Annotated in this window: 8 protein-coding genes; all 8 read right to left on the reverse strand. The window is 63.6% G+C overall.

Going from position 1 to position 13,201, the window contains the following annotated elements; all coding sequences use genetic code 11:
- Window position 1 precedes the first annotated feature (1 nt).
- The 8 genes from mltG to aspS all read right to left on the reverse strand — a co-directional run bounded on the left by mltG (window position 2) and on the right by aspS (window position 13,138).
- Entirely contained in the window at window positions 2-1,744 is a 1,743-nt protein-coding gene (gene mltG / locus GOEFS_RS23775) for an endolytic transglycosylase MltG (protein WP_245549804.1), read from the reverse strand.
- 88 nt (window positions 1,745-1,832) lie between these two features.
- Entirely contained in the window at window positions 1,833-2,270 is a 438-nt protein-coding gene (ruvX, locus tag GOEFS_RS08985; protein ID WP_007317585.1) for a Holliday junction resolvase RuvX, read from the reverse strand.
- 4 nt (window positions 2,271-2,274) lie between these two features.
- Window positions 2,275-5,064 (reverse strand): alanine--tRNA ligase, encoded by a 2,790-nt coding sequence (gene alaS / locus GOEFS_RS08990; protein ID WP_007317586.1) that lies wholly within the window; start codon window positions 5,062-5,064, stop codon window positions 2,275-2,277.
- Window positions 5,065-5,168: 104 nt separating this feature from the next.
- Window positions 5,169-6,530 (reverse strand): replication-associated recombination protein A, encoded by a 1,362-nt coding sequence (locus GOEFS_RS08995; protein WP_007317587.1) that lies wholly within the window; start codon window positions 6,528-6,530, stop codon window positions 5,169-5,171.
- A gap of 23 nt (window positions 6,531-6,553) precedes the next feature.
- Window positions 6,554-7,735 (reverse strand): hypothetical protein, encoded by a 1,182-nt coding sequence (locus GOEFS_RS09000; RefSeq protein WP_007317588.1) that lies wholly within the window; start codon window positions 7,733-7,735, stop codon window positions 6,554-6,556.
- A gap of 64 nt (window positions 7,736-7,799) precedes the next feature.
- A complete protein-coding gene (locus GOEFS_RS09005; protein WP_007317589.1) occupies window positions 7,800-8,714 on the reverse strand; it encodes a transglutaminase family protein in 915 nt (304 codons plus the stop codon).
- Window positions 8,711-11,263, reverse strand: a complete 2,553-nt coding sequence (locus GOEFS_RS09010; RefSeq protein ID WP_007317590.1) for a circularly permuted type 2 ATP-grasp protein — start codon at window positions 11,261-11,263, stop codon at window positions 8,711-8,713. The genes GOEFS_RS09005 and GOEFS_RS09010 overlap by 4 nt, the downstream gene beginning before the upstream one ends.
- A gap of 99 nt (window positions 11,264-11,362) precedes the next feature.
- Window positions 11,363-13,138 carry an aspartate--tRNA ligase gene (gene aspS, locus GOEFS_RS09015; protein WP_007317591.1) on the reverse strand — a complete coding sequence of 592 codons (1,776 nt, stop codon included), beginning with the start codon at window positions 13,136-13,138 and terminating at the stop codon, window positions 11,363-11,365.
- Window positions 13,139-13,201 lie beyond the last annotated feature (63 nt).

Raw genomic sequence — 13,201 nt, forward strand, 5'->3', positions numbered from 1 at the left:
CTTAACCGCACCCAACCGATAGGAACTTATTCTCACAGGCCTTCTCACGATTCTTCTTATGCTCGGCGTAGTCATCGGCGAATAAGGTGGTACCCGCCTTATCAACGGTGATGAAATACTTCCATTTTCCCGGTGCGGGATGTTCCAGAGCTTGCAGCGCCTTCACTCCAACCGTCGCAATCGGCGTCGGAGGCAGCCCCTTCACACGGTAGGTATTCCACTCGTTATCCGAGTTGTACGCATCACCGTGGACATCGATATTGGTTATCGCAGCGGTGTAATTGGCCGTCGAGTCCATCTCGAGACGTTGGTCGTCGGCCAGACGGTTCAATATGACTCGCGCCACCTTGGGGAAATCATTGGCTTCTCGCACTTCGCGTTCCACCACCGACGCCGCGACAAGTGTCTGATAAGGACTCAGGCCGGAATCGTTAGAACTCAGCAATCCCCATTGCTCGTACTGGCGAGCACTATCGGTTATCAACTGACGCAGAATGTCAGTCGCCGACGCTGACGGGTCGATCGACTCCCACGTCCCCGGGGCGATAAGCCCTTCGATGCGACGATGATCGCCATTCAGTGCGGTGACCTCGGTCTTCGCCCACTGCGGTATTCCGAGCTCCTCCAGCGACGCGCTCGCCGCTGCCGTCGCCAATTCGTCGATGGTCGGGCCGACCTTAGAACCATTCACTGTTGTCGCCGTTGCCTCGGCGATCCGCTGGAAAACACCCGGAGTGACCTTGCCGTCGATACCCTTCTTCGAGTCCAGCTGCGCGCCTTCCGGTATCACCACACGGCCCACCCGATAACTCCACTGGTCGTCGGCAAGCATGGCGACCGCTTTCGACGCCGGGATCTGGGTCCGCATCTTATAGATACCCGCCGACAACATCTTTCCGTCGGCGGCACGGGTAAACGCTTTAACGCTGCCGACGACATCTTTGTCGGTCAGAATTCGTCCGAAATCGCGCAGCGTCGAATTTTCGGGAATCGTGACCAGTACGTCGCCGGTGCCCTGCGCATTCGAGTAATCACTTGCTCCGACTACGCCGAAGAATCGTAATCCGTAGTAGCCGACGCCGCCGACCATGACAAGCAGACAGACAATCACTGCCGCGAGTACGACGGTGCGACGTCTGCGTCGATCAGGCGCGTCATGATCCGATGCGTCGACATCATCGAACGGATAGGCCGGCTCGACGGTGTCATCGACCGCCGAATAGGCGTGATGGGTGACGGGCGCGAGGTCAACCGATTGGGCATCGTCCACATCGGGGATGTCGGCCACATCTTCGGTGAACCGATCATCGACGCTCTGCTGGTCGGCGATTTGCTGGTCGGCGATGTCGTCGGCAAACGACGATGTCGCCGCGGTCTCCGCGGAAGTCGGTTGATGCCGTCGAATGTTGGGTTCGCGAACCTGCCCCTGCCGGCTCGGCCGAATCGCGGGTTCGGGTGCGGGCGGCGCCGAATCGAAGCGCTGGGGCGAGTCAACGCGCTGGCCTGGTTCTATACGCTGAGGCAGCACCCGTCCGGTGCCGGCATCGACGACGTCGTCAACGCGTGGCACTTGGCCGGTCTGCCAGATGGGCACCGAAGTGTCACCGTCGAGGCGCCTGCGCCGATGTCGGGTATTCGGGCGAGCCGCCGGATCGATCTCGGTGAAATACCGCCGACGATCGGCGTCGTCGGCGCCGCCGCGATGACGACTGTGCGGCCGGTCGGACTCGTTGTCAGAACTCACCGGGCGATCACCGACAAAAACCCCGCATTCTCACAATTGCGCATCTCAATTTTTGGCTTGTCGATACCAATCGACATGCCTAACCCCGTCATCGGGCAAAGTCCAACCACCCCTGAAGAATAGCGACTGCCGCCGCCTGATCAATCACCGAGCGTGCCGATTTCGCACTTACTCCCGCTGAACGTAACGCACGCGACGCACTCGCGGTGGTCATTCGTTCGTCGAAATACTCTAGTGGAACTGGGGATATTCGCGCCTCGATCTCAGTTCCGAAGGCGCGGACCGCATCGGCCGCGAACGACTCCTCACCGGCGAGATTTCGCGGCAATCCGACGATGACCGCGACTGCTTCGTACTCGTCGACTAGCTCGGCGATCCGATCGAGGTCACTTCCGCGGGTCTTTCCGCGCGACCGCGATACGGTCTCGACCGGCGTTGCCAGAATGCCATCGGGATCGCATACCGCGATACCGATTCGAACCGTGCCGACGTCGATGCCCAGTCGCCGACCACGGACCCAGGTCACCCGGCTACCCAGCCTGTCCGGCAAGTTGCGCTACTCGGGCCAGCGCAGCGTCGATGCCAGTCACGTCGTCGCCGGACCCCTGCGCGAGATCCGGTTTACCCCCACCGCGTCCACCGACCAGTGGCGCGATTTCCTTCACAACGTCGCCCGCTTTCAACCCGCCTTTACGTGCGGCGTCGGTGGTCGCGACGACGAAGGGCACCTTCGCCGCGCTGCCGCCGTCGCCGATAACCGAGAACAGCACGACGACGGCCGGCCGGTCACCGACCTTCGCTCGCAATTCGGTTGCCAATCCACGCAGGCCGTTGCCGTCGATGTCGTCGGCGACCCGACCGGAGACAACGAGTGTGTCGCCAACGGTAGCCGCGGAATCGATCAGTCCGGCCGCAGCCGCACCCGCTGCCTCGGCCTTCAGTTTCGCGAGTTGTTTCTCGGCGTCACGCAGCTTGGTGACCAACAATTCGACGCGGTCGGGCACTTCGGCGGACGGAACCTTCAGCGATGACGCCAAACCGGCCATCAACGCACGCTCTTTGGACAGGTAGCGGAAAGAATCCATGCCCACGTATGCCTCGACGCGGCGCACGCCCGAGCCGACCGACGATTCGCCGACCACGGTGACCGGCCCGATCTGCGCGGACGACGCCACGTGAGTGCCGCCGCACAGTTCCATCGAGAATGGACCACCGATGTCGACAACCCGGACCACGTCACCGTAGTTCTCGCCGAAGAGTGCCATCGCGCCCATCGCCTTGGCCTCGGTCAGCCCGGTCTCGAAAGTCCGAACCGGGTAGTTCGCCTCAACGGCAGAGTTGGCGATCTCTTCGATCTCCGACCGTTGCGACTCCGACAGCGGCTTGGCCGAGTGGAAGTCGAACCGCAGATAACCCGGGCGGTTCAACGACCCGGCCTGCGTGGCCGATGGCCCCAAGACCTGCCGCAGAGCCGCGTGCACCATATGGGTGCCGGAGTGGCCCTGAGTCGCGCCGTGACGCCACGATGCGTCGACGGCGGCGATCACCTCATCACCTTCGACGATCTCGCCCTCGTCGACGACCACCTTGTGCAGCCAGACCGATTTGGCGACCTTCTGGACGTCAGTGACGCGTAGGCGAACCCCGGCGCCGGTGGTAATCGACCCGACGTCGGCCATCTGACCACCCGACTCCGCGTACAGCGGCGACCGGTCGAGGATTACGTCGAGTTCCTGTCCCACACCCGCCTGGGCGATCCGCTGCCCGCCAGCCACCAAGCCGAGCACCCGGGCATCGGAGACGAGTTCGTCAAAGCCGGTGAACTCGGTAGGACCGCGATCCACGAATTCGCGATACACCGAGAGGTCGGCGTGTCCCGACTTCCGTGCGGTGGCATCGGCCTTGGCGCGAGTGCGCTGCTGTGCCATGAGTTCGGCGAATCCATCGCGATCGACGGTCAGTCCCGCCTCCGACGCCATCTCCAGCGTCAGATCGATAGGGAATCCATAGGTGTCGTGCAGCGCGAAGGCATCCGAGCCACTGATCTGCGTGCGCGATGCCTTTTTCGTCGCATCCGCGGCGTCGGTGAACAGTTTGGACCCGGCGACGAGTGTGGTGGAGAACGCCGCCTCCTCGCCTACCGCGACGGTGAGGATGTGCTCACGCTGATCGGCGAGCTCGGGATAGGCGGGCGACATGAGGTCGATGCCGACCGATACGAACTCGCGCATCGTGGGCTGCGTCGCACCGAGCAGGCGGACCGAACGAACAATGCGGCGCAACAGTCGCCGCAGCACATATCCGCGGCCGTCGTTGGACGGCAACACCCCGTCACCGATCAGCATGACAGCGGTACGCGTGTGGTCGGCGATAACACGGAATCGAACGTCGTCCTCGTGACTCGCGTGGTGACCATTCGGCCCGCTCGCTGCGCTCCCGGCGCCGTCATCATTCGGCCCGCTCGCTGCGCTCCCGGCGCCGTCATCATTCGGCCCGCTCGCTGCGCTCCCGGCGCCGTACGGCTTGCCGGTCAACGACGCCGCGACATCGATAATCGGCTTGAGTAGGTCGGTCTCGTAGACATTATCGACGCCCTGCAGCAGGCAGGCGACACGTTCGATGCCCATACCGGTGTCGATATTCTTCTTCGGCAGTGGCCCCAGGATCTCGTAGTTATCCTTCGTGGTGCCTTCGCCGCGTTCGTTCTGCATGAACACGAGATTCCAGATCTCGATATAGCGGTCCTCGTCGGCCTCCGGACCGCCTTCGACGCCATAGTCGGGGCCACGGTCGTAGAAGATCTCCGAACACGGGCCGCACGGGCCGGGCACGCCCATCGACCAATAGTTGTCGGCCATTCCCCTTCGTTGAATACGCTCGGCCGGCACGCCAATCTCGTCGCGCCAAATGGTAAAAGCCTCATCATCGTCGAGAAAGACTGTGGGCCAAAGTTTTTGCGGATCTATGCCGTAGCCGCCGTCTGCCACGCTGTCGGTCAGCAGGCTCCACGCGAACCCGATTGCCTCGCGTTTGAAGTAGTCGCCGAAGGCGAAGTTGCCCGCCATCTGAAAGAAGGTGTTATGTCTGGTGGTGATACCGACTTCTTCGATGTCGAGGGTGCGCACGCATTTCTGCACACTTGTCGCGCGGTCATACGGCGGATTCTGCGCGCCCAGAAAGTACGGCTTGAACGGCACCATTCCCGCGTTGACGAACAGCAGGTTGGGATCGTCGAGGATCAGCGGCGCACTCGGCACCTCGGTGTGACCGGCTCGGATGAAATGGTCCAGAAATCGCTTGCGGATTTCATGCGTTTGCACTCTGGGGGTCCTTCTAGGGGTTTTAACGACAAGTCAAGACCTCTAGCGTACCGCCAGCCACATCAGCGGCTGCGGTCGCCGACGACGTGAGCGCGACCCGCGCCTTACCGCAAGCGGCGCACGATTGCGCGCAGCCGCGGCAAACGGGTAACCAAGTCGCGTTCAAAGCCCCGTTCGGTCGGTTCGTAGTAGTCGGCGCCGACCAGCTCGTCAGGTGGATACTGTTGGGGCAGAACACCATCGGGGTCGTTATGCGGGAATTTGTAACCAACCGCATTGCCGAGTTTCTCGGCCCCGGCATAGTGTCCGTCCCGCAGGTGCGGTGGCACAGCCCCGGATTTGCCAGCCGCCACGTCAGCCATCGCCGCGCCTAGTGCCGACGTCACCGCCCCCGACTTCGGCGCGGTCGCGAGATGAATCGTTGCCTGCGCGAGTGCGAGTTTGGCCTCCGGCATACCCACCAGGGAGACCACCTGCGCCGCCGCCACCGCGGTTTGCAGGGCAGTCGGGTCAGCCATCCCGACATCCTCCGAGGCGTGGATCATCAGCCGGCGGGCGAGGAACCGCGGGTCCTCGCCCGCGGTGATCATCCGGGCGAGGTAGTGCAGCGCGGCATCGACGTCAGAGCCACGGATCGACTTAATGAACGCGCTGATGATGTCGTAGTGCTGATCACCGTCACGGTCATAACGCACGGCCGCACGATCAATTGCCTGCTCGACGTCGGCAATACCCACCACCGGCACATCGTCAGCGTCGGACGATAGGTCGTCGAGATATGGCGCGGTACTCGCTTCCAGTGCGGTCAGCGCACGACGCGCGTCCCCGCCTGCGACGGCAACCAGATGATCAAGTGCCTCGTCGCTCACCGCCAACGCACCGTTCAGGCCGCGCGGACTAGCGATCGCCCGAGCCAAAACTTCACGAATATCGTTCTCCGACAACGTTTGTAGCCGAAGGACCAACGAACGAGACAGCAGCGGTGCGACCACTGAGAACGACGGATTCTCGGTAGTTGCCGCCACCAACAGCACGATCCGGTTCTCCACCGCGTCGAGCAGTGCGTCCTGCTGTGTTTTAGAGAACCGATGAACTTCGTCGATGAACAGCACCGTTTGTTGTCCGGCGATCAGCCGTCGGCGCGCAACGTCGATGACCGCCCGCACCTCCTTCACCCCGGCCGACAATGCCGACAACGCCTCAAACCGGCCGCCGGTAGCTCGCGAGATGAGCGACGCCATCGTGGTCTTGCCGGTTCCCGGCGGACCGTAGAGCAAAACCGACGCCGCTCCCGAACCGGCGATCAGCCGTCGCAGGGGTGACCCCGCGGTAAGCAGGTGCTCTTGACCGATCAGGTCGTCGAGTGTCTGCGGCCGCATTCGGACCGCGAGCGGAGCGTCCGCTCCGTCGGGCGGGCCGAGCGGCGGCGTCGCAGCGCTCGGAACCGGATCGAAAAGACTATCCATCGCTGGTTCGTCAGCCCAGGTGGTCAGCTCAACCAGGCGCGCTGCAATGCGAGCCCAACCGACGAGGCGAACTCGGCGACCTGTGTCTCGCCCGAACGGGCCGCGGCGTCGGCGAGATCGGTCCAGCGTGCGACGATCACCCGCGGGTCGTTGCTGTGCAGGGCCCAGTCATGCGAGAGCACCGACGCCGGGTCTTCCACAATGCCACCGGGCAACGGCGCGGGATCGGTATCGAAGGTGCCCTCGGGCAACATCCACACCGTCGATAACCACGACCACAACAGCCAAGCGGTCAGCAGCCGCGAATTGAGTTCGTCGTCATTTCGTAGCCGCGGCCAGATTCCCTCGACCTCCGAGCGCCACGCGTCGACCAATGCCGATTCCAGCTCGGCTCGACGGCCAAGATTGATCGTCGACAGATGCTGGCCGAACGTAGCCACGGCATAGGCGATATCGAGCATGGCGTCACGGAACCCGCCCCATTCGTAGTCCATGAACTGGACGCCGTCGTCATTGAGCAGGATGTTTTCCGGGCCGACATCGGATGGGCTGAATGCGCGGTGGTCGCCTCCGGCGAATAGTTCACACCCCGCCTCAAGCATCTGCGCGACCGCGTCGGGCAACTCGACATCGAGTAAAGCCGCGGCCGACGCCGCCGAACTCGTCGCCAAACGTGCCCAGCGCTCGCCGACGTCGTCGCTTACGCCGACTTTCCCGTTGCCGCGCCGCAACAGTGCCGCGAAATCCTCTTCGCCACCGAGCGTCGCCGCGTGCATCCGCCCCAATGCCTGTCCCCACGCCGACACCGCCCGCGACGTCGCGACGACGTCGGTACCCGACAACAAATCCTTCATCGACTGACCATTGCCGAGGTCCGATAGCACCAACAGGCGGCGGTCGTAGTCAGAAGCGATCAACTGCGGGCCGGGCCGCGATTCATTTGGCAGCGCCGTCACATACTGATACGACACCACCTCACGCTGAAACGAGCGCGGATCCTCATGTGGGGGTAGCGATTTGATCACCAACGTGCGATCCATGGATACTGGATTCTGCGCAACTCGGGCGCGTACCACCGTGGTCCGGCCGCTACCCCCGAGATCCTCGGCGTCGGCAAGTGACACCGGTGCCCCCGCACGAGTAGTAAGCAGCCGTTCGGCCGCGTCAACCGCGCCGGACAGGTGATTGTCAGCAAGAACAGTCATTGCCTCTAACCTACCCAACTTCACGGCATAACGGGTAACGGTCGGGCGATCGGAGGACTCACGATTACGCGTTCACTTGCGGCGTCGAGACCGGAGTGACGTCGACCGACACGTCGATCTTGCTGTTCGTAGACTCGCTGAAGATCACGCCGCGCAAGGGCGGGACATCGGCATAGTCACGCCCCCATGCCACCGTTATGTGCCGCTCCCCAACCAGCACGTTATTCGTTGGGTCGAAGGCGATCCACCGGTCACCCGGCAGCCACACCGCGGCCCACGCGTGCGAGGCGTCGGCGCCGAAAACGCGTTCGGCCCCCGGCGGCGGATCGGTTGCCAGATATCCGGACACATACCGGGCGGCCAGCCCCTGCGACCGCAGACAAGCAATCGCGACGCGGGCGAAGTCCTGACACACGCCTTCGCGGTATTCCAGTACCCGATCGACCTTGGTACTGATCTCGGTCGATCCGGACCGATAGGTGAAGTCCTCGAAGATCCGGCCGTTCAGATCGACGATGGTCTCGATCAACGGCCGTTGTGGGACAAAGACTTTCGAGGCGTAGTCACGCACCGACGCGGTGATCTCCGGCGGATAGAGGTCGAGTTGATATTCGACGGCGCGTGCGCCGCTACGTCCCGACGGTCGCGCGAATTCCCACGGTGCCCGCGCCGACGACGACGTCAACAACTGCTGGTCGACCGGATCAACTTCAACCGTCGAAGTTCCGATGACCTCGAGGCGCCGGTGCGGGGTACGTACCTGGAAATAGTTGTCGGTGTTGCCGTAGATGTCGATTCCAGTGGAAACGTCGTCGGGATGCGGGTCGATAGTTACCTGCGCGTCGAGCACGCGCTGGCCGGGTAAAGCTCGCGGTTGCAGGTGGCAACGACCATAGGAATTTGTCACGACGTCGCCATAGTCGTAGCGCGTTTGATGTGTCACGCGATAGCGGCGCGCGTTGGCCTCCGGGCCGGTCACGACCGGACCTTCGATCCCGTTCCCCACAGGGGTTGGGTGTGTGTCGGATAGGCGAAGCGCGTACGCGCCAGGATGTCGGTAAGCTCGCGCATCCCGGCGCCGACCGTTTCCAGGAGAACGACGAGGTCGTTGCGCCGGCCAGCGTCGTCAACCGAAGCGAGGTCCACCGGATCTATTCGACGCAATGCGGTAATCACCTCTTCGACGACACGCTCGCCCGCGGCCGAGCGCACCGCGTCGGGCAGCGTCGTCAGATTGGTGCGCAGCGTTGCGAGCTGATAGATCATCGACCGCGGATTCGCGTCATCGAAGAGCAGCACCGCGAGCACTGCGGCTAGCCGGAAGACGCCGCGATTGCGCCTCCGGTAGATAATCGCCGACTCGTTGGCGGTCAAGTAGGCCTCCATCAGCCCAACGTCAACGTCGGGATCATGCTGCTCGGCCAATACCGTCGCGGTGAACGTCGCGAGCATCTGCGCCCGTTCCACCCGGCGACCGATATCCATGTACTGCCAGCCCGGGTCGCGCACCATCGACTCGGCCTGCAAACCCGACAGGGCCAGCAATCCCCGCAGAACGTCATCGTGGGTGCGACCCAGATCGACGGCTTCGGGATCGGTCGCCGACGATGTCACGAGTTGATCGAGTGCCCGGCCGATGGTGCCGAGCACCATCGGCGTACTCGTCGACAACTGGTCGCGGATCGCGCGGGCCGCCCTCGACAGATGATCAACGGCATACGCCACCGAACCGGACGTCGTGCGATCGACAGTCAGCGTGTGCAGGATGACAACCGCCTCGTTCGCATCGTCGGGTGCCGGCGCCGGGCGTGTCGCACCCGCCGGTCCGGTAGCCGCGATTACCGCGGTGAGGAACAGCGGGATCGACGCGGCACCGGTCATCCAGGGGCGATACCGGAAGTCCTCATATCGTTCGCGCGCGACTCGCACCATCCGGGTGGTTGATTCGGCGCGCTCGCCGTACCGGCCGAACCAGAACAGATCCGACAGCACGCGCGGTGATGAGGCGAACACCGTATCGGACACGAAGGCAATGTCCTGCCCCGCGCTCAGCGATCCGGTACCGGATACCCGACGTCCGATAGCGTCGTCGGCCGACGCGGAACTGGAGTCGGCGATAACCCAAATATCTTTTGCGGCAACAGAATTCATGTCACCGACCGTATTGTCGGCAAGTACGGAACCCAGACCGCCCGGCATCACCGCATACCCCGTTCCCTGCGCGATGCCGAATACCCGGAAGCTGACCGGCGCCGCGCGCAGACTTGCTCCCGCACGCCCGGGTCTCGCCGGCGTCGCCGACGGCGCGACCGAGAAGTCCGGCCGGACCTGACCGACCCATTGCCATGGGGTCGCGGTGATCCGCTCGCGCAACGTCGTCAGCTGAGCCGTGGTCAGGCCAGGTCCCGCGAACTGCTCAGCGGTCCGAAAATTCGTGGTCGTCATCGTTGGCAGGCCGCTGAGCAACCCGTCGAGTTCGTGTGCCGCACCTCCCCATAGTGTCGGCGCCGACTCGAGGACCAGATCCTCGTCGAGCAACGCCCGTGAAAGCGCCGGAAGGTATCCCGCCAGGGCCGGGTTCTCCAGCACCCCGCTGCCCAGTGTGTTCACGACGGTGACGGCACCGCGGGCGACCGCCTCGACGAGTCCGGTGACACCCAGCCGCGAATCGGCACGCAGATCGAGCGGGTCGGCATAATCAGCGTCGACGCGACGCAGAATCACGTCCAACCGTTTGAGTTTGCCGAGCGAGCGCATATAGACGGCGCCGTCGCGGACCACGAGGTCAACTGCCTCGACGATCGGAAAGCCAAGTGCCGCAGCAAGATACGATTGATCGAACGTCGATTCCGACTGAGCGCCCGGCGCCAGTACCGCGACCATCGGGTCCTCGACACCCGGGGGCGCATAGTCGACCAATGCCAGCCGTAGAGCCGCGACGAATGCGGTCAAGGGTCGCGGCATACACGCCTGTACGAGGTTGGGCAGTGCCCGAGCCATCAACTTGCGGTCGGCAACCGCGTAACCGATACCCGACGGCGCCTGGACACGGTCGGCATAGACGACTAGCTCGCCGGTAGGAGTACGGCCGACGTCGCCGGCATACATAACTAGCGTGTGCGCATGAGTCCGGGCATGGCGCACCGCCCGGCGCAGATAGCCCGGATGGCCATAGACCAACTCCGGCGGCAGTACGCCCGCCTCGATCATTCTCTGCTCGCCGTAAACGTCGGCGAGCAGGGCATCTAGTACGCGGGCTCGCTGCTGCACGCCACGCTCGACCGTCGACCAGTACTCACTGTCGACAAGCAGTGGGACACAGTCGAGTTCCCATCGGCGCGGTGTGGTCGAGTCGTCGGCCGGTGTGATGTGCGTTATGCCGTCGTCGTCGATGAGGTTGCGCAACCGCTGATCCGCGCGCCGCAAACCAGCATCGCCGAGTCGCGCGTACCGTTCGACGATCGGTTTCCAATGCGCCCGAATACTGCCGTCGACATCGGCTAGTTCGTCGTATCTGGGGACATTCACTGGACACCCCTCACGACAATCCACCTCGTTTGCGTGGATCCACCCTGGCTATTCACCGGGGTGCATCCGCAGAAACGAGGTGGATGTACGGAACCACCGCTATGACTCTTTCTTGGCCCCGGGCTTGGCGTCGATCCCCGACTCTTTGCGCTGAGCCGCGGTGATTGCCGCGGGAGCAGCGGTGAGCGGGTCGACGCCGCCACCCGACTTCGGGAACGCGATGACCTCGCGGATCGAATTCTGCCCGGCGAGCAGTGCGGTGATGCGGTCCCAGCCGAACGCGATTCCGCCGTGCGGCGGTGCGCCGAACGCGAAGGCATCGAGGAGGAAGCCGAACTTCTCCTGCGCCTCGTCGTGGCTAATTCCCATGATCTCGAAAACGCGCTCTTGGATATCACGACGATGGATACGGATCGATCCACCACCGATTTCGTTGCCGTTGCAGACAATGTCGTAGGCGTAGGCAAGCGCCGCACCGGGATCGGACTCCAGTACCTCAAGGGATTCCGGCTTGGGCGAGGTGAAAGCGTGGTGCACCGCGGTCCAGGCGCCGGACCCAACGGCTACGTCGCCGCCGGCTTGGGCATCCTCTACGGGCTCGAACAACGGGGCGTCGACGACCCAGGTGAATGCCCAGTCGTCGTCGTTGATGAGGCCGAGCCGAGCTGCGATCTCACCGCGAGCCGCACCGAGCAGCGCACGCTGCGCCTTGGCCGGACCGGCGGCGAAGAACACGCAGTCACCCGGCTGAGCTCCGACATGCGCGGCCAACCCCGCGCGCTCGTCGTCGGAGAGGTTCTTGGCGACCGGGCCGCCGAGCGAACCATCTTCTTGCACAAGCACATACGCGAGCCCCTTGGCGCCGCGCTGCTTGGCCCATTCTTGCCAGGCGTCGAGTTGACGACGCGGCTGCGAAGCGCCACCGGACATAACGACGGCACCGACGTAGGGAGCTTGAAACACCCGGAAGGGCGTGTTGGCGAAGAACTCCGTGCATTCGACCAGTTCGATGTCGAAGCGAAGGTCGGGCTTGTCGCTGCCGTAGCGACGCATTGCGTCGGCGTAGGTCATCCGCGGGATCGGCGTGGAAATCTCGACGCCAATCAGCTTCCACAACGCGACCAGAATGTCTTCGGCGAGTGCGATGACGTCGTCCTGGTCGACGAAGCTCATCTCGATGTCGAGCTGAGTAAACTCCGGCTGACGATCGGCACGGAAGTCTTCGTCGCGGTAGCAGCGCGCGATCTGGTAGTAACGCTCCATCCCAGCGACCATGAGCAACTGTTTGAACAGCTGCGGACTCTGCGGCAGCGCGTAGAACGTGCCGGGCTGCAGCCGCGCGGGAACCAGAAAGTCGCGAGCGCCCTCGGGCGTTGAGCGAGTCAGCGTCGGAGTTTCGATCTCGGTGAAGTCATGGTCGGCCAGCACCGCACGGGCGGCGGCGTTCGCCTTCGACCGCAGCACAAGCGCCTTATGCGGTCCTTCACGGCGCAGATCGAGATAGCGGTAACGCAGTCGAGCTTCCTCGCCGGGTGATTCGTCGAGCTGGAACGGCAGCGGCGCTGACTCGTTGAGGACTTCCAGACTCACCGCGTTGATCTCGATGGCACCCGATTGGAGGTTCGGGTTTTCGCTGCCCTCCGGGCGGGCTTCCACGACGCCGGTCACCGCGACGCAATATTCGGCGCGCAGGCGGTGGGCGGCCTCGGCGACGGCCTCATTGCGGAATACGACCTGAACCAGGCCCGAATTATCGCGCAGGTCGATGAAGACGACACCGCCGTGATCACGGCGATGAGCGACCCAGCCGGCAACGGTCACGGTCTGTGACGCGTTCTCCCGGCGTAACGAACCTGCGAGATGGGTGCGGAGCACTGATTGTCCTTTCCGAACACGATGAGAGTTTGCGCTGCTCATCCTATTCGACAGCGATCGACC

This window comes from Gordonia effusa NBRC 100432, assembly GCF_000241305.1.
In the GTDB taxonomy this organism is placed as follows: domain Bacteria; phylum Actinomycetota; class Actinomycetes; order Mycobacteriales; family Mycobacteriaceae; genus Gordonia; species Gordonia effusa.

Coding starts and splice junctions, on each gene's coding strand:
- GOEFS_RS08995 (WP_007317587.1), bottom strand. CDS start 6,530: ATGGATAGTCTTTTCGATCCGGTTCCGAGCGCTGCGACGCCGCCGCTC.
- GOEFS_RS09000 (WP_007317588.1), bottom strand. CDS start 7,735: ATGACTGTTCTTGCTGACAATCACCTGTCCGGCGCGGTTGACGCGGCC.